Annotated in this window: 24 protein-coding genes; 11 read left to right on the top strand and 13 right to left on the bottom strand. The window is 45.6% G+C overall.

The window, feature by feature from the left end; all coding sequences use genetic code 11:
* Window positions 1-80: 80 nt before the first annotated feature.
* Both arfB and ACUM5Y_RS05385 read right to left on the bottom strand, forming a co-directional pair.
* Entirely contained in the window at window positions 81-494 is a 414-nt protein-coding gene (arfB, locus tag ACUM5Y_RS05390) for an alternative ribosome rescue aminoacyl-tRNA hydrolase ArfB (protein WP_445975843.1), read from the bottom strand.
* 66 nt (window positions 495-560) lie between these two features.
* Complete coding sequence (locus ACUM5Y_RS05385) at window positions 561-1,601, bottom strand: hypothetical protein (protein WP_445975842.1); 1,041 nt, start codon at window positions 1,599-1,601, stop codon at window positions 561-563.
* A 161-nt stretch (window positions 1,602-1,762) separates the two neighbouring features.
* On the opposite strand from ACUM5Y_RS05385, the gene hisA reads away from it, so the two are divergent.
* Window positions 1,763-2,527 carry a phosphoribosylformimino-5-aminoimidazole carboxamide ribotide isomerase gene (gene hisA, locus ACUM5Y_RS05380; protein WP_445975841.1) on the top strand — a complete coding sequence of 255 codons (765 nt, stop codon included), beginning with the start codon at window positions 1,763-1,765 and terminating at the stop codon, window positions 2,525-2,527.
* Window positions 2,528-2,658: 131 nt separating this feature from the next.
* The gene (locus ACUM5Y_RS05375) at window positions 2,659-3,468 is read left to right on the top strand and encodes a hypothetical protein (protein ID WP_445975840.1); all 810 of its coding nucleotides are present in this window, start codon (window positions 2,659-2,661) and stop codon (window positions 3,466-3,468) included.
* An 84-nt stretch (window positions 3,469-3,552) separates the two neighbouring features.
* On the opposite strand, the gene ACUM5Y_RS05370 is transcribed toward ACUM5Y_RS05375, so the two are convergent.
* The 6 genes from ACUM5Y_RS05370 to ACUM5Y_RS05345 form a co-directional block, all read right to left on the bottom strand.
* The gene (locus tag ACUM5Y_RS05370) at window positions 3,553-4,290 is read right to left on the bottom strand and encodes a glutamine amidotransferase-related protein (protein WP_445975839.1); all 738 of its coding nucleotides are present in this window, start codon (window positions 4,288-4,290) and stop codon (window positions 3,553-3,555) included.
* Window positions 4,291-4,370: 80 nt separating this feature from the next.
* Window positions 4,371-5,180, bottom strand: coding sequence for an ABC transporter permease subunit (locus ACUM5Y_RS05365; protein WP_445975838.1), 810 nt, complete (start codon window positions 5,178-5,180; stop codon window positions 4,371-4,373).
* Window positions 5,180-6,127 carry an ABC transporter permease subunit gene (locus ACUM5Y_RS05360; RefSeq protein WP_445975837.1) on the bottom strand — a complete coding sequence of 316 codons (948 nt, stop codon included), beginning with the start codon at window positions 6,125-6,127 and terminating at the stop codon, window positions 5,180-5,182. Before ACUM5Y_RS05360 ends, ACUM5Y_RS05365 begins: the two co-directional genes overlap by 1 nt.
* The gene (locus ACUM5Y_RS05355) at window positions 6,124-7,278 is read right to left on the bottom strand and encodes an ABC transporter ATP-binding protein (protein ID WP_445975836.1); all 1,155 of its coding nucleotides are present in this window, start codon (window positions 7,276-7,278) and stop codon (window positions 6,124-6,126) included. The genes ACUM5Y_RS05360 and ACUM5Y_RS05355 overlap by 4 nt, the downstream gene beginning before the upstream one ends.
* A 116-nt stretch (window positions 7,279-7,394) precedes the next feature.
* A complete protein-coding gene (locus ACUM5Y_RS05350) occupies window positions 7,395-8,486 on the bottom strand; it encodes a polyamine ABC transporter substrate-binding protein (RefSeq protein WP_445975835.1) in 1,092 nt (363 codons plus the stop codon).
* 44 nt (window positions 8,487-8,530) lie between these two features.
* Window positions 8,531-9,865: a glutamine synthetase family protein gene (locus tag ACUM5Y_RS05345; protein ID WP_445975834.1), complete on the bottom strand. Its 1,335-nt coding sequence runs from the start codon at window positions 9,863-9,865 to the stop codon at window positions 8,531-8,533.
* Between the two features lie 211 nt (window positions 9,866-10,076).
* On the opposite strand from ACUM5Y_RS05345, the gene ACUM5Y_RS05340 reads away from it, so the two are divergent.
* Window positions 10,077-10,787 carry a GntR family transcriptional regulator gene (locus ACUM5Y_RS05340; RefSeq protein ID WP_445975833.1) on the top strand — a complete coding sequence of 237 codons (711 nt, stop codon included), beginning with the start codon at window positions 10,077-10,079 and terminating at the stop codon, window positions 10,785-10,787.
* Window positions 10,788-10,916: 129 nt separating this feature from the next.
* Window positions 10,917-11,735 (top strand): LuxR C-terminal-related transcriptional regulator, encoded by an 819-nt coding sequence (locus ACUM5Y_RS05335; RefSeq protein WP_445975832.1) that lies wholly within the window; start codon window positions 10,917-10,919, stop codon window positions 11,733-11,735.
* Window positions 11,736-11,802: 67 nt separating this feature from the next.
* Here ACUM5Y_RS05335 and ACUM5Y_RS05330 read toward each other — a convergent pair whose 3' ends face one another.
* The 3 genes from ACUM5Y_RS05330 to ACUM5Y_RS05320 all read right to left on the bottom strand — a co-directional run bounded on the left by ACUM5Y_RS05330 (window position 11,803) and on the right by ACUM5Y_RS05320 (window position 15,789).
* Window positions 11,803-13,098, bottom strand: coding sequence for an NAD(P)/FAD-dependent oxidoreductase (locus ACUM5Y_RS05330; protein WP_445975831.1), 1,296 nt, complete (start codon window positions 13,096-13,098; stop codon window positions 11,803-11,805).
* A 190-nt stretch (window positions 13,099-13,288) separates the two neighbouring features.
* Entirely contained in the window at window positions 13,289-14,776 is a 1,488-nt protein-coding gene (locus tag ACUM5Y_RS05325; protein WP_445975830.1) for an aldehyde dehydrogenase, read from the bottom strand.
* A 101-nt stretch (window positions 14,777-14,877) separates the two neighbouring features.
* Window positions 14,878-15,789: a LysR family transcriptional regulator gene (locus ACUM5Y_RS05320; protein WP_445975829.1), complete on the bottom strand. Its 912-nt coding sequence runs from the start codon at window positions 15,787-15,789 to the stop codon at window positions 14,878-14,880.
* A 111-nt stretch (window positions 15,790-15,900) separates the two neighbouring features.
* On the opposite strand from ACUM5Y_RS05320, the gene aguB reads away from it, so the two are divergent.
* The 5 genes from aguB to ACUM5Y_RS05295 all read left to right on the top strand — a co-directional run bounded on the left by aguB (window position 15,901) and on the right by ACUM5Y_RS05295 (window position 20,465).
* The gene (aguB, locus tag ACUM5Y_RS05315) at window positions 15,901-16,788 is read left to right on the top strand and encodes an N-carbamoylputrescine amidase (RefSeq protein ID WP_445975828.1); all 888 of its coding nucleotides are present in this window, start codon (window positions 15,901-15,903) and stop codon (window positions 16,786-16,788) included.
* A gap of 64 nt (window positions 16,789-16,852) precedes the next feature.
* Complete coding sequence (gene aguA / locus ACUM5Y_RS05310; RefSeq protein WP_445975827.1) at window positions 16,853-17,956, top strand: agmatine deiminase; 1,104 nt, start codon at window positions 16,853-16,855, stop codon at window positions 17,954-17,956.
* A 132-nt stretch (window positions 17,957-18,088) separates the two neighbouring features.
* Complete coding sequence (hemG, locus tag ACUM5Y_RS05305) at window positions 18,089-18,619, top strand: menaquinone-dependent protoporphyrinogen IX dehydrogenase (RefSeq protein ID WP_445975826.1); 531 nt, start codon at window positions 18,089-18,091, stop codon at window positions 18,617-18,619.
* Between the two features lie 74 nt (window positions 18,620-18,693).
* A complete protein-coding gene (locus tag ACUM5Y_RS05300; protein WP_445975825.1) occupies window positions 18,694-19,572 on the top strand; it encodes an alpha/beta fold hydrolase in 879 nt (292 codons plus the stop codon).
* 95 nt (window positions 19,573-19,667) lie between these two features.
* Window positions 19,668-20,465 carry a M48 family metallopeptidase gene (locus ACUM5Y_RS05295; RefSeq protein WP_445975824.1) on the top strand — a complete coding sequence of 266 codons (798 nt, stop codon included), beginning with the start codon at window positions 19,668-19,670 and terminating at the stop codon, window positions 20,463-20,465.
* A gap of 4 nt (window positions 20,466-20,469) precedes the next feature.
* On the opposite strand, the gene ACUM5Y_RS05290 is transcribed toward ACUM5Y_RS05295, so the two are convergent.
* A complete protein-coding gene (locus tag ACUM5Y_RS05290) occupies window positions 20,470-21,096 on the bottom strand; it encodes an HAD family hydrolase (RefSeq protein WP_445975823.1) in 627 nt (208 codons plus the stop codon).
* A gap of 290 nt (window positions 21,097-21,386) precedes the next feature.
* On the opposite strand from ACUM5Y_RS05290, the gene ACUM5Y_RS05285 reads away from it, so the two are divergent.
* Together ACUM5Y_RS05285 and ACUM5Y_RS05280 are read left to right on the top strand one after the other, a co-directional pair.
* A complete protein-coding gene (locus ACUM5Y_RS05285) occupies window positions 21,387-22,415 on the top strand; it encodes a TAXI family TRAP transporter solute-binding subunit (RefSeq protein WP_445975822.1) in 1,029 nt (342 codons plus the stop codon).
* Window positions 22,416-22,522: 107 nt separating this feature from the next.
* Entirely contained in the window at window positions 22,523-24,658 is a 2,136-nt protein-coding gene (locus ACUM5Y_RS05280) for a TRAP transporter permease (protein ID WP_445975821.1), read from the top strand.
* Between the two features lie 73 nt (window positions 24,659-24,731).
* On the opposite strand, the gene ACUM5Y_RS05275 is transcribed toward ACUM5Y_RS05280, so the two are convergent.
* Complete coding sequence (locus ACUM5Y_RS05275; protein WP_445975820.1) at window positions 24,732-26,105, bottom strand: peptidoglycan DD-metalloendopeptidase family protein; 1,374 nt, start codon at window positions 26,103-26,105, stop codon at window positions 24,732-24,734.
* Between the last annotated feature and the right edge of the window lie 91 nt (window positions 26,106-26,196).

Here is a 26,196-nt window from a genome sequence, read left to right as displayed (position 1 = left end):
GATTTGGAAATAATCAGGGGAAAGTTTTGAGAGCTGATGATGCCTGGTCTGGAATGATGCCTGTCTGATAAATAAGAGAGTTAGTAACTGACTTTTTGGCGTAGGTTTTTGGTTTGGCCTTTTTGTTTTTTCTTTTCGATACGCTTTCGCTGGGAAGATTTAGTCGGCCGGGTAGCACGACGAGCTTTTTGTATTTTGGTTGCTTCTAGGATCAAGTCTTTTAAACGATTCAAAGCATCTTCTCTATTGAGCTCTTGGGTTCGATGCTGTTGCGCTTTTAAAACAATGTCGCCTTCTTTGGTGAGGCGGGTATCTTTTAACGATAACAGTCGCTCTTTATAGAAAACAGGCAGGCTGGAGTTATGAACGTTAAACCTTAGATGTATCGCTGAAGAAACTTTATTAACGTTCTGACCACCTGCTCCCTGGGCTCGAATAGCCGTCAGTTCGATTTCATGCTCGGGGATGGAAACGTTGTTAGAGATTTGTAACATAAGAGCTGCCAATAATAATCAGCCCTTATGATAACAAATTATGCCAAGGCTCGGGGCTTTGTTTCCTTAGGGCTTTGGCTGTGCAAGCAATTCCATAAATTTGGCTTCCACTCGCCCTCCAATCATTCTTACCCTTTCTGTTGCTTTATCGATAAATGCTTGATCGTTAAGGACACTTTCATCCAATGCATAATCCGCCTGAATATCACCAAGATAAAGCAAACCATCAAAGAGCTCCTTAGTACGGGCATTCGGAGCTTGCATGGCCTGTAACGCTCCTTTTGCTTTAGCAAAATCTTCCACAAATACACGCTCACCGATCATGCTCTCTTGCATATCAATAAAACCTGGGATTATTGCGCCTTGTGAACTGAGCTCTGTCATTAAAGTCGGCTGAATAAGCGGCCAAATCGCATAAACATCGTAGCCATACTCCTCTAATTGACTGACCAAGGGTCTTCGGGCAACAGCAAGGTTAGTCGCAATCTCGTCACTCAAGCTTAATGTATGAAATGCACCAAACACCATGAGGGCTTTTTCGTCTTTTGCTAACCTGCTGCGGATTCGATTTACATAGCCTGAGACCTTGTTTTTAGCGAGCTGCTGCCATGCCTGGCCTGAATAGAGTTGTTGCCAATCGAATGCGGCTTCAGCGAGGGTTATGGTGATTTTCTGGTCGCTATCTTGCTGTAAGTTGTAATCACGAATGTGCTTAAAAAAGTCCCCGTATACTTTCGGTGTCCAAGCAGTGAAATATAAAGCGTCCTGCCACACTTGTTTGATTTCTTGATCCGATACCTCGCCCCCCATTAGATAGCGATCCAACAGAGCTTGATGCTGAGAGTTACCAAACTCGACAATAATATGGCGTACCTGTTGGCTAAATTCAGGCTGAGTTACTAGGCCAGTTATAAACCCCATTACCTCAGGATAAAAGTGCGCATCTCCGATGGCCACTACTTGGTGCTCTTCAAGCTTGGTGAATATTTCGCTCATTCCCGGCTTTACTTGCTGAGCGATCGAAGCCGCTGTTTTCTGTGTTTCAGCATTCACGTTAATATTTCCTAATACACCCATCAACATCATTATTTGTAGAATTTTTCGCACTTGTCTCACCAAAGCTAATAGAATCAATTCTCAAATAATAACAATTATCAAAGCGTAATTCTCGCCTTAGACAAACTTTTCTCACCTTACAGATATCGTTAAAGCCGTTAGGATCGGTTACACTGACTCTCTTGTATTCATCTATTGTTTTGGAGCTTTAAGTGACTCAGTTTCGCCCTTGTATCGATCTTCACCAAGGCAAGGTAAAACAGATTGTAGGTGGTAGCCTTAATGATAAAGGTGCCAAAGAGAATTTTATCAGTGATTATGATGCGGCGTATTACGCAGCCTTGTATCGCGAGCATAATTTGACCGGTGGTCATGTTATCGCCCTCGGCAAAGGCAACCAAGACGAAGCCATTAGCGCATTACGCACCTACCCTAACGGTCTACAATTTGGCGGCGGTGTAAAAGCCAATAATGCTGCAAGTTACTTAGAAGCAGGTGCTTCCCATGTTATTGTGACTTCCTACCTATTTAAAGACGGTGAGTTTTCTTGGGATAGACTCGACAAAATTAAACGAGAAACCGGTGTAGACCGCCTTGTTTTAGATCTAAGCTGTCGACGTACTCAAGATGGTTGGTACATTGCAACTGACCGCTGGCAGACCATTACCTCTACCCAAGTCAACCAAGAAAATTTAGTTGAGCTGGCTAACCACTGTGATGAGTTTTTGATTCATGCCGCAGACGTAGAAGGCCTACAAGCCGGTATTGATGAAGAACTTGTCAGCCTACTTGGTCAAGACTGCCCGGTTCCAGTTACTTACGCAGGGGGCGCTCGCTCACTTTCAGATCTGAAAAGAGTTCATACTCTATCTCAAGGGAAAGTGGATCTCACCATAGGTAGTGCATTGGATATTTTTGGTGGTGCCGGTGTCACCCTCGACGAATGCATTCTTTTCAATCAAGCCCAGCAAGCTTAATTCTGAGCCCTTATTTGTTCTAAGCTTTACAACAAATAAGGGCTATCTCCCCGTGTCGTACCTCGACATGCCAAGGCGCATACCTCATACTTAGCGTTTGTATTATTTATTATTAATCTCAGGATTATTTCATGCTGTCATATCGTCTTGGCCTTTTGCTGTTAACTCTATTACTGGGTGCATGTTCTACATCGCCACTGCACCAGTCTACAAATCAAGCAGACCAATCTACTTCTGACTCTCTAACAGAGAACACTCAAACCGATGGAGGTGACACTGAGCTTGCGTTGCCAACAACTGAAACTGATCACGAACACACCACACCATCACAAATAAATCCTGATAATTTAATCACCAGTCCAACGCTTTTAGTGGATAAAAAGCTCATCAGTGAAATGAACACGGAACATCAGCTTGCGCTAGAAAACTACCAAACATTGCTTCATGTCATGGGCCCAGAAAAAGCACCAGAATTACCTAGAAGCCTAACCACTGAACAACTAACGGATAATTTGGTGAAGCAGAAAACACTCGAATTACAAGCCTATAACCAACAAGCTGAAGCCACTTTAGCCTCACAAGCCGAACGAGCCAAGCAACGTAAAAGCAGCGTGATGAAAGGCGATCATGTACAAATTTTCTTCTCAGAAATCAGCATTCAGCACCCAGATAATGGTTTCAATGCCCAACCCTTAGTTGGCCAATGGGTACGTGGCGAGCAACGTAGTATCCGTTTAAATAACAACTTCCTTATCGAGCCACCTTTGTCGGAAACACTCAGTGTGACCTTCAGCGAAGATTATCAGGTCCTACTCAATGGCCAATTGATTGTCTCCATCAACCCGAATCAAGAAAAAAACGATGCCAGCTTTACGATCAAAACAGCGGATCAACAAGGTCAAGTGACTGGCAAGCTTGGTTATCGAATCATTACCCCTTAGACTTTGCTCTGCACTATCAAAAATGCCCGCAACCTCAAAGTTAGCGGGCATTTTTATGTTCAGCGTTCGCGAGAGTTTCAAAAACTATGCAATACGAGCCTGATGCGCAGCTTTAATAAAGTCAGCTAGCATAGCGATTACCACAGGCGAATCCAGCTCACATCTTGCCACACTTTCAGCCCCTTGCTCAGCAATCTGTGCAGAGAAACTTTGCCCTTTAAGGGTATCAATTAATACCGATTCATAGGCTTTGCTAAACTCTGGATGGCCTTGTAAGGTCACAATATGCTGATCGTAAACCAGCCCTGCATTTTCACAAAAGCTCGATTGGGCAAACCTTGTCGCTCGACTTGGCTTCTCTACCACCTGGTCTTGGTGCATGGCACAAATAGAAAACTCAGCAAGCTTTTCCGTTAATCCAGCTACCGGAGCAATGCCCTGCACTGTCTCGTATTGATGGATACCGACGCCCCAGCCACCGTCGAACTTAGCGACCTTACCACCAAGCGCATCGGCAATAATTTGATGACCAAAACAAATACCCACCAAGGGTTGTTTGTTGGCGTCGATTTCACGAATCAGGTCATTGAGTTTTAGCATCCAAGGCAGAGCTTCATACACATTTGACCGAGACCCGGTAATCAACCAAGCATCACAAACACTGGCATTGGCTGGAAAAACATCCTCACGTACATCGAAGATTTCAAATTCAAAATCTGCTGCTTGTTGTCCTAACAAGGTCACAAACATTCCTGCATAAGAACCAAATTCTGGCAATAAGCTATCCGGTGTAATACCCGCCGCTAAGATTCCAACTTTCATTCATTTCACCTTATTCAAATCGGCCGCTCCTACTGTTCTGATAGAAAGCGGCCATGTTGTCTACATAATCACATCACTCGCTAGGGCATCTTGTACTTGTCTTGTCGACGCATAATCACAATGGCAGCGATGACGGCAATAGCGACCACCAATATCATCAAGCTGGCCAACGCGTTGACTTCAGGCGACACCCCTAAACGTACCTTAGAAAAAATAACCATAGGCAGCGTACTATTACCCGGCCCAGACACAAAGCTGGCAATAACTAAGTCATCCAAAGATAGGGTAAAAGACAACAGCCATCCTGAGATAATCGCTGGTGCAATCAAGGGCAAGGTCACTAAGAAGAACAAGGAAGAAGGCTTAGCGCCCAGATCCATTGCCGCTTCTTCCAAGGTTTCGTCCATGGAGGATAAGCGCGACTGTACAACAACTGCCACATAGGCCAAACAAAAGGTCGTATGGGCGATAACAATTGTTCCAGTACCACGACCAGCTGGCCAACCAAACATTGACTCCATGGCAACAAACAACAGCAACAGGGACAAACCAGTAATAACGTCTGGCATTACCAAGGGAGCCGTTACCCAACCGGATAAAATCGTCTTGCCACGAAAGCGTCCCATTCGACTTAGCACAAACCCAGCCATGGTTCCCAACACCGCCGCAAGGGTGGCGCTGATGGCTGCGATTTTAAAGCTCAATAATGCCGCATCAATAATCTGTTCGTTTTGAAATAGCGCGATGTACCACTTAATTGACCAGCCACTCCATACTGTCACCAGTTTGGATTCATTAAAGCTGTAGATGATCAAAGAAATGATCGGCGCGTATAAGAACACAAAACCAAATAAAGCAGAGCCGTTTAAAAACAGAGATCCACGTTTCATTACACTTCCTCCTGCTTGCTACGGCTACGAATAAACATAATAGGTCCCACCAGAACGATCAGCATTACGGTAGCCACGGCAGAAGCCATTGGCCAATCTCGGTTCAAGAAGAACTCGTCCCACAAGACACGACCTATCATTAGAGTGTCTGAGCCACCCAATAATGCAGGAATAATAAATTCCCCTACAGCTGGTATAAACACCAGCAAACAGCCAGCAATAATACCCGGCATGGCTTGTGGTATGGTCACAAGGAAGAAGGCTTGATAAGGCTTAGCGCCTAAATCTTTCGCGGCTTCGAGTAAGGTTAAATCCATTTTTTCCAGGGCCGTATAAAGTGGCAATATCATGAAGGGTAAATAGGTATATACGATGCCTATGTACACAGCAAAGTCGGTTTGTAGCATGATCAAAGGCTCATCAATAATGCCTAAGCCCATGAGGAATTCATTGACCACTCCGTTCTTCTTGAGCAATCCCATCCAAGCGTAAACACGTAACAAAAAGGATGTCCAAAATGGCAAAATCACTAATGACAACAAGATAGTACGTCGCGTTGGGCTACTTCTCGCAATCAAGTAGGCAATCGGAAAACCGAGCAATAAAGTAAAAAACGTCGAGATGCCGGCAATACGAATCGAGCTCAAGTAAGCATCAAGATAAAAGCGGCTTTCAAACAGAAACAAATAATTACCTAGGGTAATTTTGAGAGTGGCGTAAGCTTCATCACTGTTCCATTCCACCAATGGCGAATACGGCGGTACAGCAATCATGGATTCCGCCAGGGATATTTTAAATACCACCAAAAATGGGATAAAGAAAAACACCGCTAACCACAGGGTTGGCGTCAATATAACGGCCAAACGACCAATATTAAACGCCAGCAATCGACTTAATTGACGACGCAAAAAGGATTGCGTCTCAACATTGGAAGAAGCGAGATTCATGACGTTAATACCACGCTGCTAGGCATGTCCCAAGACAAATAAACCGACTCGTCCCAAGTCAATCTATCCCCCATATCTCGTGCATTGTTCGGCAAGGTTACGCGGACTTCTTTACCACTGGCCAAACGCACTTTAAAGACCGACTGACTGCCCATGTAGGCGTAATCTGTGATGATTCCCGGCGTACTGTTAAACTCAGCATCAGGGCGTTCACGGCTAATGCGCATTTTTTCTGGACGGATAGCCACTGAAACACTCTGGTTCGGCACACAGCTAATACCATGGTTGGCTTTTATTAGTTGGTCCATGTCTGGAGAGTGTATGGTCACGCTGTCCTTTTCGCTGGTTATCACTGAACCTTCAAACAGGTTCACGTTACCAATAAACTGGGCAACAAAACGGTTCGCTGGGTATTCGTACATTTCATGAGGCTCCGCAATCTGAGCAATATTACCCTGATCCATTACCCCGATACGAGTCGCCAGCGTCATGGCCTCTTCTTGGTCATGGGTTACCACCACGAAGGTGATGCCTAACTCGTCTTGCAGGTTGATCAATTCGAACTGGGTTTCTTCCCGTAGCTTTTTATCCAGCGCCCCTAACGGCTCATCCAATAGTAATAGCTTAGGGCGTTTAATTAGGGCTCGGGCTAATGCCACACGTTGGCGCTGACCACCGGATAGCATGTGGGGTTTACGTTTTGCTAGATGGCCCAATTGCACCATGTCTAGCATCTTCTGCACACGCTGAGTCACTTCTTGACTCTTTACCCCTTCGCGACGCAAGCCAAAGGCTACATTGGCTTCAACGCTTAAATGAGGGAACAAAGCATAGGACTGAAACATCATGTTTACAGGGCGTTCCCACGGTTCGATATTTGCCATATCGACACCATCAATGAGGATGCGTCCACTCGTAGGCTTTTCGAATCCAGCCAGCATACGCAACAAGGTACTTTTCCCTGAACCTGAGCCACCTAAAAGACAGAAAAGCTCATTTTTATATATATCCAATGAAACTGAATCCACCGCAGTAAATTCGCCAAATTTCTTGGTAATCTGCTCGATCTGCACGAAAGGCTTTGCCTTAGTGTCTCGCCAAGATTGAGTGATTTGTGGTTTCGTTTTTTCAGTTTCTGAGGATATAGACATGCTTTACCTTTAATTCAATATGCTCTAATTCGATAGATTCAAACCTTTTCACAAGGTTTGAAGTAACCAAGGGTAAATAAATAGCCCTTTAGGATTGCTCCCAAAGGGCTTGGGGATTAACGGCCCGTTTTAATGTTTGACCAAGCGCGCGTTAACGAACGGTCAAAGCGTTTGGTGTGAGCAACCTGGATAAAGAGCTTATCCTTCACCGCTTGAGTTGGGTAAATACCTTTATTCTCAACTACCTCAGCATCAAGCAAAGGCTCAGCCGCGGTATTTGGCACTGCGTAGAAAACATAGTTAGATAAGCCTGCTGCTATGTCTGCACGCAGGATGTAATCTATGTATTTCATAGCGGCATCTGCGTGTGGGGCATCCTTTGGAATTGCCATCACATCAAACCACACCAAAGCACCTTCTTTAGGAATCACATAGCCAACATTTACGCCCTGACCTGCTTCTGCAGCACGATCTTGAGCCTGTAAAATGTCGCCGTTATAGCCTAATGCAACACAAATTTCCCCATTCGCTAAGTCAGAAATATACTGGCTAGAGTGGAAGTACTTGTAGTAAGGACGCGCTTCAGACAAGACTTTTGCACTGGCATTCAGAACATCGGTTTTTTCTGAGTTTGGATCTTCGCCCAAATAGTTATTCACCGTCGCCATCACTTCTGCAGGTGAATCCAATACCGCAATACCACAGTCTGCCAATTTCGCGGCCACTTCTGGCTTAAACAGCATGTCTAGAGAATCGATCTCCACATCACCCAAGCGCTCTTTTACTAGGTCTACGTTATAGCCAATGCCTACCGTACCCCAAGCGTATGGAATGTTATGTTTGTTGCCCGCATCGTGCTTCGCTAATTGATCTGCTAATTGCGTATCTAGGTTAGCAATATTGGTTAGCTTAGATTTATCAATCTCTTGGTAAATGCCCGCTTGTACCTGACGCTCAAAGAAAGAGTTGGAAGGCATAACTAGGTCATAACCTGAACCGCCCGCCATCAATTTGGCTTCAAGTACTTCGTTGCTGTCGTAAACATCATAGTTAACCTTGATGCCAGTCTCTTTTTCAAAGTTTGCGATGGCATCAGGTGCCACATAGTCAGACCAGTTGTAAATATTGAGCACCTTGTCTTCTGCCACCGCAGCGCCAGACACCAACAAAGAACACATTACAGACAGCAGTTTTTTATTCATTTGCATTATCGATTCTCCAGAAAAATAAACATTTAGATAACCAAAACACCCTATAAATAGGCTTCGTATTCTACATCCGAAATACGACTGTAAATCCTTTCTTGTTCTTGCTCTTTGACGGCACTGAGTACACGCACAAAAGATTCACCTAAATACTCCTGCATAAAGGCACTTTCCTTAAACACCTTAGTGGCGTATTCCCAACGGTTAGGCAAAATAGGGAAATCATCACTCACCGCGTACGCATCCCCTTCAATGGGTGCTGTCGGCTCAAGCTGACGTTCAATCCCATCTAATGCCGCCGCTAAAACAGCCGCCAACACCAAATAAGGGTTAGCATCTGCTCCCGCCACCCTGTGCTCGATACGACGAGCTACAGTCGGGCTTTCTGGTATACGTACCGCAACGGTACGGTTTTCATATCCCCAGCTTGCGAAAGTCGGTGCATGGGCACCATTCTGGAAGCGACGATAAGAATTAAGATGCGGTGCAAAAATCAGCATGCTGTCGGCCATGTTGTCGAGCAGACCCGCCACGGCGTGTTTCAATAACGGCGTACCTTCTTCGCCACCATCGTCAAACACATTCACACCGTCTTTATCTAGCAAACTAAAATGCACATGGAAGCCATTACCACTTTTTTGCGCATAAGGTTTAGCCATGAAAGTAGCGCCGTATTCATAGTTACGTGCCACACCTTTCACCAAGCGTTTAAACATATTGGCGTGGTCTGCCGCTAACAAAGCGTCATCCACATGTTTCATGTTGATTTCGAACTGACCTGGGCCTAATTCGGAAATAATGGTGTCTGCTGGGATGCCTTGAACCTCACAAGCTGCTCGCACATCCGCAAAGAAGTTAGACAATCCGTCCATTTCTTCAATGGAATAGCAGTCGGTATCGGTTAAACGACGACCATTACCTTCTGTCATTAAAGGTTCTTGTGGGCGCTGGTTGGCTTCGGACTCGCCATCTAACAAATAAAATTCCAGCTCTGTGGCCACCACAGGGGTATAACCTAGGGCTTTAAAGCGCTCCACCACACTGGCCAACAATTGGCGCGGGTCTGGGTAGAAAGCACTGCCATCTGGGTTGTACATCATGGCTAGGATTTGGTCTCGTGGGGTTTCGGACCAGGGTACAGGAATCGGTGTGGTGTGAACGGGCATACAGATACCATCACTGTCACCGGTTTCAAAAACCAAGCCATTTTCTACAACATCATCACCCCAGTGATCAAAACCGATCACTGATTGAGGAAGCTTAACGCCATCGCGCATGACGCCTTTAAGTCCCGATGCGGGAATGCGTTTACCGCGCAGATTACCATTCAAGTCCGTAATAAACAGATCGAACTCTTTGTCACCCATTACCTGTCCTGGCATAACCTGCTCTCTCTTTATATGCATTGCTTTATTGTGTTGTTAAACGAACAATATAATTCTTTACTTTGTGATCACAACTTAAAGAATTATATTGTTGTAATGTTTTTATATCACTCTATGATCAGACTACGATCTTTGGTAAACCGATCCGAACTTTGTATTGAATTAGATTGAATCTTTATACAATAAAAAACTCGAAAAGGATAAGTAATTGAGTAAGCCTGCTCCTTTAAACATAACATTAACCGACCGAAATGACGGTGTAACTATCACCGAGTGGGTATATGAGGTTTTAAGACACGCTGTCATGTGTGGACAGATCCTACCGGGACGCAGTTTAACGCTTCGGGAGTTGGCAAAAATTTTAGGGGTGAGCCCTATGCCGGTTCGTGAAGCCATCAAAAGATTGTGTGCAGAACGGGCGTTAGAAGTGAAAGAGAATCGACGTATTATTGTGCCGACCATGAGTGCCATGAAATTCCAAGAATTATGTGAAACACGCATAGCGCTTGAGTCTCATGCCGCTATCAGGGCACTCCCCTACATAAATAGCACCATTTTGGAGCAGCTAGAATGCCTCGATAAAAACATAGATCAGGCCATGAAACTCCAGCAGTTTGAAGCAACCATTACCTATAACCAAGCCTTCCATCGCTTACTCTATACGGCTAACCCGCACCAAATTGGTATGCCTTTAATTGAAAGTTTATGGTTACAGCTTGGCCCTTTTTTACGCCTTTCAAATGAAAAAGTACGGGAACATTACGTCATTGATCGCCACCAAGAAGCCCTAAAAGCGATAAAAAATCAGGACGCTGTCGCACTGCAAATTGCCATCGCGGCAGACATTCGTGAAGGCTTTGCCTTTGTTGGCACTTCGGAACTTCTACACGAATTTATTCAGCAATCTGCGCAAAAATAATTTCAAAAAAAATAAAAAAATATTTTTTAGACGTCATTAACCACTCATTTTTGTGATCACAATATTTACTATTCCCTCATTATCCCTTATGGTAGAAATTTACTGATAACCATTTAAGAGGCTGTTCACATGTTGCCAAGCAAACCCACTCATGACGGAATTTCTTCCGACACATTGAAGGAGCTGGCAGTACTGGTGAACCACCTACGTGTACCGAGCTTTCCAACGGTTTTAGAGACTTTTTTGGCGCGGCTTTGTCACTTCGATACCCTCATCATAGTGACCTATAAAAAATCCTTTAAGCCCATCATTATTCACCCTAAAGACAAGTCTGCTCACAGCCCTACTCTCAATCTCTATTTGAACTCTGCCTATCTGTTAGACCCTTTATTTAACAGCATTCAGCAAGGCATGACCTGTGGCATTAGTCGTCTCATTGACCTTGCCCCAGACTCGTTTAAAGACACTGAGTATTATCAAACCTGTTATCGAAAATTTGATTTGGTGGATGAAATAAATCTAATCATCCCGTTAGACGATGAAACCACTTGCGCCATTTCATTGGGTCGAAAGAGCCAGATGGGGTCAATTAAGCGAGTTGAAATGAACAAGCTAAAGGAAGTCTTCCCGCTAATAGAGTCCTTGTTCCAGCAGTTTTGGTTGTCTCAATCTAGAGGCTATTTGGATTATCAACCCTCTATGGGGCCAATCAAACATGCCCTTAAAACCTTTGCCAGTGGCGTACTCACGCAAAGAGAGCAAGAAGTGCTTGGCTTGATCCTTCGGGGTCACTCTTCTAAAGCCATTGCCGACGATCTGGGCATTAGTGCAGGCACAGTGAAAGTACATAGAAAAAACATCCATGCCCGCCTCGACACCTCTACCCAGTCGGAAATTTTCACCCTGTTTCTAGATCACTTAGAATCTCTCGATCAAAGCAAACCTTAACCCAGACCAACAAAAAAGCCGCTCTATATGAAGAGCGGCTTTAGGCTGAGCAAAACTAAGGGATCAATTAAATACCCAGTTTATCTCTAAGGGCGTAGTAAGCCGCTCCCACAGCAGTGTAAGGCACACGCAAGGCGCGACCACCAGGGAATGGATACTGGGGCAGACCAGCAAAGACATCAAAGCGCTTAGTATCCCCTTGGATGGCTTCTGCCAATACTTTACCTAGTAAGTGGGTACTGGTTACCCCATGGCCACTGTAACCTTGAGAGTAATACACATTCGTGCCAATTCGACCCACTTGCGGCAAACGCATCAGTGTTAACAGGAAGTTGCCTGTCCACGCATGATCAATTTTTACGTCTTTTAGCATAGGGAAGGTTTTAAGCATTTTTGGCACAATCAAAGCTTCGACTTTCTCAGGCTCACGAGCACCATAAGTTGTACCGCCACCATACAATAAGCGACCATCACCCGATAAGCGGAAATAGTCCAATAGGTAGTTACAATCTTCCACACAGACATCATTTGGCATAATAGCCTTCTGCATTTCTTCACTTAAAGGCTCTGTGGCAATGATCTGAGTACCACAAGGCATGGAGTTCTTCTCTACCTCTGGAATAATGCCAGTGATATAAGCATTGCCCGCCACGATCACATGCTTGGCTTTCACGGAACCTTTTGCGGTGGTTACTGTGGCAAGCTCGCCTTCAGCCTTAGCTTCTTGAACCTTAGTCACTGGGCTGGCTTCGTATATCACGCCACCTAAAGATTCAAAAGCAGCCGCTTCTCCCAACACCAAATTCAACGGGTGAACATGGCCACTTAAGCGGTCTAATAGGCCACCCACATAACGGTCCGTCCCTATGTGTTTTTGAATTTCATCTGCGTTTAATAGCTCTAGTTGGTCGTTGCCATGGGCTTCCCATAGGGCTTTTTTTGCTTTCAACTCTTCGAATTGCTTGGCATTACAAGCCGCAAAGATACCGCCTTGCTTTAGGTCACAAGAGATTTGGTATTTGGCCACTTGCTGGCGAATCACGGCTTGCCCCTCAAAGGCCATGGCCGCCATTTGTTCACCCACTTGTTCGCCATAGTGACGCTTAATGAAGTCGATGTCTCGGCTGTAGCTGTTTACCAACTGACCACCATTACGACCCGAAGCTCCAAAACCAATACGGCTTGCTTCAACAACAATGACCTTGTAGCCAGCTTCCGCCAGATGTAAAGCAGAAGAAATGCCGGTAAATCCTGCTCCTACGATACAAACATCACAGCTATGCTCACCGCTTAGCTCAGGGCGCAGCACAGTGTCGTTTGCAGACGCTGCATAATAGGAATTAGTATGAGTAGGAATTGACATAAACAACCTCATCAATCACACCTAATGAAAGGTGCTTGTGGCCATAATAAAAAAGGCAAGCCTCGGGTTTGCCCAGCACTTCGAACACCACTTTGTATTCAGAGCGCCATTCTAAAAATTCCCCCCTATCAAGGGATATACCCTTAAGGGGGTAGAACGGCATTTTTATCAAACAGTTACTCGGCAGTTTTTATAAACGTATCCAAACGTTCTTCAATTCTGTGTACTTTTCCATGGCGTGCAAAGATTTATCACGACCATTACCAGAAGCTTTCACTCCACCAAACGGCACAGTGGTATCTCCATCCCCCCAAGTGTTCACCCATACCATGCCGCTTTCTAAACGGCGGCTAACTCGGTGCGCACGGGACAAGTTACTGGTCCAAATAGCAGCACCTAGGCCATATTGGGAGTCATTTGCTAAGGCGATGGCTTGTTCTTCCGTATCAAAGGTAGATACAGCAAGTACTGGACCAAATATTTCCTCACGGACAAACTCCATACGATTCTCGGCATCGACGAAAATAGTCGGTTCCACAAAAAAGCCTTGGCCAGCCTGATAATTAGGCGCGCCTCCTAACACTAAACGAGCACCTTCTTCTTTGGCGCTGTTTACAAAGCGGGTCATGGTATCCATTTGGTTTTTATCCACCAATGGTCCCATGTTGGTATTAGGATCCAAGGGATTGCCCGGCACATATTTCTTAGCGGCTTTTAATAGCGCCGCCATGAAGACGTCTTTAATACTGCTTTGCACATACAAACGCGAACAAGCAATGCAGACTTCCCCTTGGTTGGTGAATATCGCCGCCGCCGCGCCTTGAGCCGCTTTTTCTATGTCTTCATAGTCATCAAAAACTAAGCAAGGAGATTTACCGCCGGCTTCGATCCACACTCGTTTTAAGTTGGATTGTCCTGAGTATTGCATCAGCATACCAGCGACCCTTGTGGAGCCAGTGAACGCCAGCACTTGCACATCGTTATGCAGTGCTAACGCTTTACCTGCCGTATGACCAAATCCGGGTAAGACGTTAAACACCCCATCAGGCATGCCCGCTTGGGTCGCTAACTCAGCTAGGCGCAACACACTTAAAGGCGACTTTTCCGAAGGCTTAAGAATCACGCTGTTACCCGCCGCTAAAGCGGGCATAATTTTCCAAGAGGCCATCATTAGGGGGTAATTCCAAGGGGTAATGGCCGCCACCACACCAATTGGTTCGTGGCTGATCAAGGCCAAATTTGGCCCGCCTGTTGGGGCGATTTCGCCATAAAGCTTATCTATGCCCTCTGCTGTCCAACGCATACAATCAATGGAATCTGGCACATCAATGGCCAGCATTTCAGAAATGGATTTCCCCATATCTAAGGTATCCAAAACAGCAAACTCATCTTGGTGCTGGCTGACTAAATCGGCCCATTTCAGCATGATGTTTTTGCGGTCACGGGGAGCCATTTGCGACCAAACCCCAGACTTAAAGGCTTTTTTCGCGGCGCTCACCGCAAGGTCTACATCCGCCGCATCTGTGCTGGCAACTTTCGCCAAACATTGCTCTGTTGTCGGGTTCACACAATCGAAGGTTTCACCGCTCAAGGCGGGCACAAATTGTCCATTAATGTAGGCTTTGTCGGGTATAGCCACAGTGTCAGCGAGCTGCTGCCATTGATCGTAGGTTTTCATAGAAACTCCCTTGGGCTTAGCCCATCTTTAAATTCTATCTAACTGACCGCCACGCTATTAAAAAACCATAGAAATAGCCATATCCCCTAAGGGGTAGCCACTTAAACGCTGGCCTTATGAGCGGGGCGACAATCCAGGATTTGTTGTATCAACCATTGCACACTTTCTTGGCTATCGTACAGTTGGTGGGAAAATAAACTCAGTGATAAATCTGGAAAGCCCTCAGGCAGCGCCAAAATTTTAACCGGTAACATGGTCACCAGTTTTTCAGCGATATTACGGGGCACACACATGAGATAATCCGATTTCGCCGTCACCATGCCGCCGATGGCGTAACTCTGCACTATCATGGCGATTTGTCGTGATTGATGTCGCTCTAACAACCAAGCATCAATCAAATCCGCTCCCGAATTGGCCAAGGGCAAATGAATTTGTGAGGTGCTGACAAAACGCTGAAAATCTAATTTATCAGGCAAGGGGCTGGATTCGCGCACTATGGCTACATAACTGTCCGTCAACCAATGATGACGTTGGTAATAGCGGGGAATGGAATGCACGTCATCTACCCCTACAAAAAGATCCAAGCGCCCTTCTTCAATTTTATCGATGCGCAGATTCTCCGGCAGTATTTCAATACCAATGCGGATATTCGGCGCCTCGTGCTGAAAGCGCTCCGCCAACTTGGGTAAGGCGAAGAATTCAAAGTAATCGATGGCGCCAATATAAAAGGTTTTAGCTTCTTTTTTCGGATCAAAAGGCTTAATGCGATTAAACGCCATTTCTAAAGTGCTAAGACCTTTGCGTAAATCGGGCACTAATGCTTGAGCTGTGGGGGTAGGCTCCATACCGGTTTTCGTTTTGACAAACAAAGGGTCATCAAACCTTAACCTTAGCTTCGCTAGGATATGGCTTGCGGCAGATTGACTCATGTGCAAAGATTTTGCTGCTCGAGACAAACTGCGTTCTTTATCCAAAACCACCAGTAATCGCAGTTGACTGATATCAATGTCCATAGGTTATTCGCTTTTCTCATACTGAAAACGGAATTTAACATTTCCATAATAACCTAAATCGCGTTACAACTAGCAAATCACCAACAAATTGACCTTAATGAGGCCTTTACTGTGAAAAAAGTCACCGTTGCTGCGACCCAAATGGCCTGCACTTGGAACCTAGAAGAAAACCTAGACAAGGCAGAAACTCTTGTTCGACAAGCCGCTGAGCAAGGCGCGCAAATCATCTTGTTGCAAGAACTGTTTGAAGCCCCATATTTCTGTATCGAAATCAGTGAGTCTTACCATGCAATGGCGACCACATTGGAAGAAAATGGCGCTTTTAAGCGTTTCTCAGCCTTGGCAAAAGAACTAGAGGTGGTATTGCCGTTTAGTTGGTTCGAAAAAGCTGGCAACGTGCGTTATAACTCTGTGGCTATTATTGATGCAGACGGCAGTTTGTTGGGCACTTATCGTAAAACCCACATTCCAGACAGTGACGGCTATTTAGAAAAATACTACTTCAGCCCAGGGGATACAGGCTTCAAAGTTTTCCAAACTCGTTACGCGAAAATTGGTGTCGGCATTTGTTGGGACCAATGGTTCCCAGAAACGGCACGTAGCATGGCCTTACAAGGCGCTGAGTTGTTGTTCTTCCCAACCGCTATTGGTAGTGAACCAAGCCAGCCAGAGTTGGACAGCCAACCTCATTGGGAAACCGTTATGCGTGGCCATGCGGCGGCGAACCAGATTCCAGTGATTGCATCTAACCGTATTGGTACTGAACAAGCGCAATTCCGTGATTTGTCCCTAACCTTCTTCGGCAACTCATTCATTGCAGACAGTACAGGTCAATTGGTGGCAAAAGCAGATCGTACTAGCCAAGGCGTGTTAGTGCATGAATTTGATCTAGCGGACATCGCTTTCCAGCGTCAGGCTTGGGGCTTATACCGTGATCGTCGTCCTAGCTTATATGATCCAATCATGACCCTAGACGGCAAAACGCCAGCTCGTTCATAAAATGATTAGCCCAGTCATGCTGGGCTAATCTTATGACTTCAACGCTTTCACAAAGGATTCCAGTGTGGCTACCCAATTAAGCACTACCCCTAAACGTGATGCCTTTCGCATGCCCGGTGAACATGAGCCACAAGAACAGGTGTGGATGGCTTGGCCTGTGCGTGAAGACAATTGGCGCGAACAAGGCATTCCCGCGCAAAATGAGTTTGTCGCCGTAGCAAAAGCCATCGCACAAACGACACCGGTAACCTTCATTGTTGGCCCTGAACACATCAAGCAGGCTCGCCATGCGATACCGGATCACATCCGAGTATTGGAGATTCCATCTAACGATAGTTGGATGCGTGATATCGGCGCCACCTATGTGGTCAACGATAAGGGGCTACGCCGTGGGGTGAGTTGGCAGTTTAATGCTTGGGGCGGAGAGCTTGATGGTCTCTATGATAACTGGGAGCTGGATAATGAAGTGGCCAGCCACATGGCCGATATCACAGAAGATGCTTGCTATCACGCACCACTTATCCTAGAAGGTGGTTCCATCCATGTGGATGGTGAAGGTACTCTGTACACCACAGAAGAATGCTTATTACACCCAAGTCGCAACCCGAGCCTTAGCAAAGCCCAGATAGAAGACCTACTCAAAGAATATTTGAATGTCAGCACTATTATCTGGCTGAAGAACGGCTTATATAACGATGAGACCAACGGTCATATTGATAATATTCTGCATGTGATTCGACCCGGTGTGGTGGCGTTAACCTATTGTGAAGACCCAAGTGATCCACAATATGAGATTTCCCAACAGGCCTATGATGTGTTGCAAAACAGTCTGGACGCCCAAGGCCGTCAACTTGAGATCATAAAATTACCTATGCCCGGGCCGCTTTTTGTACAACCAGAGGAAGCGCAAAGTGTGCAGGCCAGTGAATTTATGGATCGACAGGCTGGAGAACGTTTAGCGGCCTCCTATGCAAACTTCTTAATAACCAATCAGAGTGTGATTGTCCCCTTGCTGGATTCAAGCACAGATTCCCAAGCATTGGCCATTTTACAAGAAGCATTTGTGAACCATAAAGTGATTGGCGTGCCGACCCGTAACATACTACTGGGCGGTGGTAATATTCATTGTATTACCCAACAAGTTCCGCAAAAAATCTCCCAATCCTAATCCCGCCAAGCGACCTCACACATACAAGCCTCTGCTTCTATGTGTGAGGTAAGCTTTACATGTTCCCTTTGAGTGTTTATAACAGGGCTGTTTTTTTCATCCCTATCATGAGGCAGTTTTACTGATACCCGTATGGCACGCACCCTTGTTATCTATTCCACCACTGACGGTCATACCCTAAAAATCAGTCAAACCTTGGTTGATCACCTAACCCAATTCTTACAAAATGTGACCCTAATGCCGGTTGAAGAGGTTAACTCTGCCACCCTGCAAGAGTTTGATTGCATCGTCATTGGTGCCAGCATTCGCTATGGTAAACATCAGGCCGTGGTGGCAGATTTGATCAAGACCAATAAAACCTTGTTGGAATCGAAAAAGACAGCTTTCTATACCGTTAACTTGGTCGCTCGAAAAAGCGAGAAAAACCAACCGGACACCAACCCTTACATTATTAAATTCCTACAGGAATTGGCTTGGCAACCTAGCTTACAAGGGGTGTTTGCAGGGCGTTTAAATTACCCTAAATACGGTTTGATTGATCGCCACATGATACGTTTCATTATGTGGATGACGAAAGGCCCGACCGATCTTAAATCCGACACTGAATTTACCGATTGGCAAAGTGTTAAGAACTTTGCCAATGCCATCCGCGAGCTTGTGTAAAGCCTCAAAAAAACTGGGAACTTTGCATAGCAGCAACAGTCAGAAAAGCATTCCTTAAATAGAGACGTTTTCTAATGATGAAGTTGCTATTGCTGAGCGCTCTGGCCCTAGTCTTGTCCGCCTGTGGCCGCCCAGATGAACTCAAACAAAACATAGCCATTACCGAACATGTGATCAATACGCCAGAATTGATCGAACATCATTATGTAAACGGCCTAGATGGTAGCCATAAGCTGCATTACGTGAGTAATAAAAGCCAAGCAGAGCCGCGCCCTGTACTGGTATTTATTCATGGCACCCCAGGCAGTTGGTCTTCTTTCTCTCGCTACTTTTTAGACCCAGAACTCAACAAAAAATATCGTCTCATTTCTATTGATCGCCCAAGCTGGGGTGAGTCTGGTTACAGCGGTCAAATTCTACCTACGCATTTGCAACTGCAATCCAATGAAATTGGCCCGCTTATCAAGCACATCTGGAGTCAGAACGGTGAGCAAAAAATCTATTTGATTGGTCACTCGCTGGGAGCTTCTTTAGTGCCCTTATTAGCAGTGGATTACGCTAAAATCGTCGCTGGCACCATAATGTTAGCGGGGGATGTTAGCCCTAAATTGGCCACGCCTCGTTGGTATAATACCTTGCTGGATTGGTTACCTAATGCACTGGTGCCGCAAAAGTGGCAAAACTCTAATGATGAAGTACTGCAACTCTCTGCAAGCCTTAAAGACATTGGCGCTAAGTTCACTCAATTGCGCAGCCCATTGATCCTACTGCAAGGCAAACAAGATACTCTGGTCACGCCTGCCAATGCCGAGGTAGCTCAGACGCTCTTTAAGAATAATCATACGGAAGTCGTATGGTTAGAAGAGGCGGGGCACATCATTCACATGACTCATATGAACAAAGTAAAAGACGCCATTGAAAAAATTGTGGCGTTATCGGCAAAGGCTGAGTGAAAGTGTCAAGCTAAACAAAATTGACTTAGCCTTCTAACGCTTAGATATTTATACTTATTGTGTATTCAACGTATTTCATATTCAAAGGCCTTAGCATGCTCAGCATTTCTAAATACATTTTGATGGCACTGGTAATTCTATCTATCGCCGCTTGCAGTACATCTCCTACTGGCCGCAAACAACTTATTTTGCTTCCTGACTCCCAGTTAGATGAAATGGGCGTGGCTTCCTTTCAGGAAATGAAAGACAGCATTCCATTAAACCAACAAGCCAATACTAATCAGAATGTCCAGTGTGTGGCTGATAAACTGATCGCCGTGCTGCCCGATGAGTATCGTCAACAGGCTTGGGAAGTGCAGGTATTTGATGACCAACAGGTAAACGCTTTTGCCTTGCCCGGCTATAAGATAGGTGTTTATACGGGGCTTTTAGAAGTGGCTGAAAACCAATCCCAGCTGGCTGCTGTGATGGGCCATGAAATCGGCCATGTATTGGCCCGTCATGGTAACGAGAGGGTATCCACTTCCCTAGCCACCAGCCAAGCGCTCGCTGCAGGCTATCAGCTAAGTGGCGAAGACAGCCCTCAGAAAGCGGCTATTTTTCAGGGATTGGGTCTAGGCGTTCAGGTGGGAATTATCTTACCCTTCAGCCGTACCCATGAATCCGAGGCTGACCAGATCGGCCTAGAGCTCATGGCTAAAGCGGGCTTTGACCCTCGTGAAAGCGTTACTCTTTGGCAAAACATGGCCAAGCTGGGAAGTTCAGATACGCCAGAATTCCTTTCGACTCACCCTTCCAACGAAACACGGATTGAGTCATTAGGGGCAAATATGCCCCAACCTTTGGCCGTTTATCAAAGCCTCAAGGCCGATAGCCTACCTCGCTGCTATTAACCCACTAAGGCTTATCAGCTAACACCTGATAAGCCTCTAATACCTCTCTGGCTTGGCTCACACCTTTTACCCTGTGAGCCTTCATGCCAAGCGCTATGGCGGCATCCACATTGACCTGATTATCATCAATGAAAACAATGCGTTCTGGCGCTACCTGTAGTTTGTCTAACACATATTGATAAATTGCTGGCTCAGGCTTGACCTCACCAATCAAGTGAGAAGCAAAATAGCTATGGAAGTGACCCGCTAAGCCCATTTCTCCCATGATGCGAGGCCAATGGGCAGCATTGGTATTGGACAAAATCGCTCTATGGTATTGAGGCTTAATAGCCTCTACTAATGCCAATGCGCCATCAAATAGCCCCAAAGGCCAAGCTTTGAAAGCTTTTTTAAAGGTTTCCTTGTCCGACTGACTGCCCGCTTCTGCGGGTAAACGCTGGGCAAATTCATCAAAAGAAATGCGTCCGGTATCAAATGCCGCCACGGAAGGAGAATTCAGCCATTTAAGCCAAACTTCTGCTTCTTCTCCTTGAGTGTTCAGCATGGCATGCATCTCTTCTATACCACCTAGGTCCACCAACACATTTCCTAAATCGAATAACACCACACTTATCTGCGAATCTACTTGCATTGTTTCCCTCTGGTCCTTTAGCGCCCTATCGGCAAATTGTTGCTCATTAAAAAAACGCCCTCCCCTAAATAACTCAATAGAGGTCTAGATTTGCTAGCTTACATCATGAGCCATTTTTTGCCGATAGCATTTTTCCTGCTATCAGCAATAAACCGCCCATAGACATGCTTATTTCTTGCAATATCTTTGGGTTTTATAAAAAATAATTATAAATCAATAACTTATATTTCTGGCACAGTTTTCGCTATATAGGCTTGTGAATCAAAAACCCTTTAACGGAGAAAAATAATATGAAATTGGGATTTGTTAGCAAAACTATTCTTACCACTGCTACCGCAGCAGCCATCGCACTATCTGCCACTCAAGCCAGTGCAGCAGATAACCGCAACTACATTCTAGCGACAGCTTCTACTGGTGGTACTTATTACCCAGTAGGGGTAGCCATCGCCACTTTGAGTAAAGTGAAGTTAGAGCCAAAATTTGGCCTTTCACTGTCAGCGATCAGCTCAGCAGGGTCTGGTGAAAACATCAAACTGTTGCGTGAAAACCAAGCGCAACTTGCTATTTTACAAGGCCTATACGGCGCTTGGGCATGGAACGGCGAAGGTCCTCTAGAAAGTTCTGGTAAGCAAACAGAACTGCGCTCTATCTCTATGCTTTGGCAAAACGTTGAGCACTTCGTGTTAAAAACTGACCTGGCTAAAACCGGCACAGTGGCAGATTTAAAAGACATTGAAGGCACTAACCACAAGTTCTCTATCGGTAAAAAGAACTCTGGTACTGAAGGCTCAGGTCGTCAGTTGCTTGAAGGTCTTGGCGTACAAACCGATGACTTTGCTCTCGCTTACATGGGCTATGGTGCCAGCGCCGATGCCATGCAAAACGGCAACATTGATGGCATGAACACACCAGCAGGTGTACCTGTAAGTGCCGTGACGCGTCTATACGCTTCTATGGGTGATAAAGTACAAGTACTGGACTTCACTGATGAGCAAATGAAAGCGGCTAACGGCCACTACAAGCTATGGACTCGCTACGAAATTCCTGCGAACACTTACCCAGGTCAAACTAAGCCGATCAACACAGTTGCTCAGCCTAACTTCCTAGCGTCTCGTGCAGACCTTTCTGAAGAAGATGTTTACCAGTTAACTAAGTCTATTTATGAAAACCTTGCTTACCTAAGCGCTATTCATAAAGCGACAGCGGTTATGTCTTTGGAAAAAGCCATTGCAGGCTTACCTGTACCATTGCACCCAGGTGCGGCTCGTTACTACCGTGAGCAAGGTGTGAAAATTCCTGCACACTTGATTGCAGAATAATAACCCTCTAGTTCTTTGCATTTGAACTAACCAATACAGACACCGTTATCTCACGGTGTCTGTATTTTGTAATAACTCTCTACTGTTCAACGTAAGGTAGCTGTTTTATGACTGCTTCATCCCCAGCAACGCCTGCTGAAGACAACGATATTAATCTTGAAGAATTTGAGACCAAATATCGCTCTGGCACTCTGTTAAATCGTATCGTTTTTGCCATTTCTATCTTTTTGGCCGTTGCCCATATTTACATCAATACTATAGGCACATTGCCTGAGTTATGGGTCTCTGCTTTCCACTTTGCAGGCTTCGGTACACTCTGTGCACTCCTTATTCCTGCTCACCCAAAATGGCGTGATAGCAAGCTGGCTATCATCATGGATGGCGTCATTGTGGCCGCCTTAATTGCTATGGTGCTGTACATTGTCTTCTTTGAAGATGCCTTGTATGCCCGAGGCGTTACTTTCAATACCGGTGACTGGATAGTCTCCAGCGTGGCGGTATTACTAGCCTTAGAACTGATCCGCCGTACCAGCGGTTGGTTTATTCCTTTCTTAATCGTTGTGGCGCTGACGTATGTTGTCCTTTGGGGCAGCTGGCTTGGAGGCGCATTCGCCTTCCCAGGCTTAAGTGTCGAAACCTTACTTTACCGTAGCTTCTTTAGTACTGATGGTATGTTTGGCTCCATTTCGCGAATTTCATGGAGCTTCGTCTTCATGTTCATTCTATTTGGCGCCTTCTTAGTAAAATCTGGCGCGGGTGATTTCATCATTGCCCTGTCTCGCTCTCTAGCCAGCAAAATGATTGGTGGCCCAGGCTTTGTAGCTGTTTTAGGTTCTGGCCTAATGGGTTCAGTATCGGGTTCTTCGGTTGCCAACACGGTATCTACTGGGGTAATTACCATTCCTTTGATGCGTAAAGCGGGCTTCCCTGCACGTTTTGCAGCGGGTATTGAAGCCGCAGCTTCTACAGGTGGTCAGTTAATGCCTCCGGTAATGGGTGCTGGTGCCTTCATCATGGCTTCCTACACGCAAGTTTCGTACGTCACTATTATTAGTGTGGCAGCGATTCCAGCTTTGTTGTACTTCCTATCTGTTGGCTTCTTTGTTCGTGTTGAAGCTAAGCGCAGTAAAGTAATCGCTACAGAAGACGACTCTGTGCCGGTATCACAGGTGTTCAAAGAGGGCTGGCACCATATTATTCCTTTAGGGGTATTAGTGGCCTTACTGATTCAAGGCTTCACTCCGACCTATGCTGCTGGCTTGAGTATCATTGCGGTTATTGTCTCTTCTTGGTTATCGAAAGGTCATCGTATGGGACCTTTGGCGATCCTAGATGCCATGGTGCAAGGGGCGAAAAACATGTCCACCACCGCGGTACTTTTGATCGGTATCGGCTTGGTGGTCAATGTTATTAGTACCACAGGGGTAGGTAACACCTTCTCTCTTTTAATTACAGATTGGGCTGGCGGTAGCTTATTCTTCACCATTATTTTGGTAGCAATTGCCTCTTTAGTATTGGGTATGGGCTTGCCTGTTACCGCTTCCTACATTGTCTTGGGAACCTTGTCGGCACCTGCAATTTTCAACCTAATTGCAGAAAGCCAACTGATCGAGATGATGGCTTCTGGCAATCTACCTGAAGCGGCCAGTGCGGTCTTCATGCTGGTTGACCCTGCTGCCATAGGTGCCTTAGCACAAGGCATGTCCAGCGCCGATGCCGCGGCAATGTTAGCGCAAGTGCCAGCAGACTTTAAGGGTATGTTGATGGATCAAGCCTTAGGTGCTCAAAGCGTTGCTATGATCCTAGTGACAGCTCACATGATCATTTTCTGGTTATCTCAAGACAGTAACGTGACACCACCTGTGTGTTTAACCGCGTTTGCGGCCGCAGCCATTGCCAAAACACCACCGATGAGAACCGGTATGATGGCGTGGAAACTAGCAAAAGGTCTATACATAGTGCCCTTGCTTATGGCTTATACACCGCTGATCGGTGGCGATGCAGAAACCCTACTAAGGCTAACCATTTTTGCCATCTTCGGTATGTATGCTCTCGTGGCTGCAATGGAAGGCTACCTTGAGAATAAGCTAAACATTCTGTCTCGTGTGGCAATGTTAATCGCTTCTGGCTTGATGCTATGGCCGGGGCTAGATCTATGGATACAAGCCATTGGTTTGGCCATGTTCCTAGCACAATTTATGATTGGTAACCGTTCATACAAGAGCGAATTGAGCCAAGCATGAAATAGCGACATCTCAGCACAAACAAAAATGGCGCAACCTTAAAGGTGCGCCATTTTTTTTGTCTCTCATTCCCCTAACTGGCCTCTAGCATCTCATGCCATTTGGCAACCTGTTCACTAAAGGCTTCGCGCTGATCTTCTTCAATACTTTGAGACGTAGGAATGGTGGCTGTCATTGGGTTCACAGGCTTACCCTTAATATGCAACTCATAATGTAAATGAGCCCCCGTGGTTCTTCCTGTGTTTCCAGACAGAGCAATCACTTGGCCTTTTTGAACCTTGTCCCCCTTCTTCACTAAGACTTTATCTAGGTGCAAATAACGTGAGCTATAGGGCCCAGGATTGTCTATCACAAGATATTTACCCGCATACTTATGATCCGCCACACGTGTCACCACGCCATTACCCGTTGCTAAGATTTTCGTACCAATTGGCGTTGCTAGATCCACCCCGTTATGGGGTGCTGGTCGTCCTGTTATTGGGTGTAATCTGTTGCCATTAAAAGGTGAGCTAACCCGATAATGTTTGGCCGTTGGCCAGCGACGCAAGGAAGGGGTTAAACCTAACCCTTGGCTATCATAGTAATGTCCGTCGGTGTGTCGAAAAGCTTGATAGGTATGACCCTTCACAGTGATCTGAATAGCTTCTATTTGGCTGCTCCCAACCTTTTCACCATCCACTTCCCCTTGCTGGATGACCACATCAAATGCATCCCCAGCTTGTAGGTCTTTACTAAAATTGATGTAGCCTTTCAATAAACCGTGAATCGACAATATATTGGCATCCGATAGGCCAATTTTTTTCGCAGTTAGATAAAAGCTTCCCTTTATCTGGGTATGGTAAGCGGTTTGGTAATAGCTAATGGGCTTAATATCTTCTTGATAACTGTAGCCACCACTTTCATGTCGCTGATAAGAAATGGTTTTACTGGCATCAATTGGGCGGGAGATTTTTTGCAGCACACCATTGGCATCAATTACGAAAAATAAAGAGTTACCTGTGATGATAGGCTCCAGCGCTAAATATTCTTGGTCGGCTTCTAGAACTTGGTACATGACGTTTAGAGTCAAGCCTTGTTGTTTGAAAATTTTGGCCAGTGTGTCGCCAGATTTTATCTTGTACTCAACAACGGAAACCTCTGGAGAGATAGGCTCTTGGCTCGACTCAATAGGCGCGGTTAAGGGAATATCTTCCAACACTTGCTCATCTAAACTGGCGGGATCAAGTTCAGAAACAGGAATGTTGTCTTCCTCTGGTGCGCTTTGGTTCTCTAGCGTATCCACTTGCGGCAAATGGAAAGACTCAGGTGGCTCACTTGATGGCACTGTGGCTTGATAAATCACCATCATTAATAGGAAGGTGGCTAGAATCAGGCCCCAGCCGATCAAAGGGCTCGACTGTTTTTGTGGCTTTTGCTTTTGCGGCTTATGTTTTTTCTTGCTTGGCATTCACTAATCTCTCGAAGCAAAAGTCTAGCCCTTACTAGCGCTTTCTAGACTTTTACTCATTTAATAAAAGCTGGCAATTTTACAGGAATAT

The sequence above is a fragment of the Marinomonas dokdonensis genome (assembly GCF_052747885.1).
This window is presented reverse-complemented; position numbering and strand designations above follow the sequence as displayed.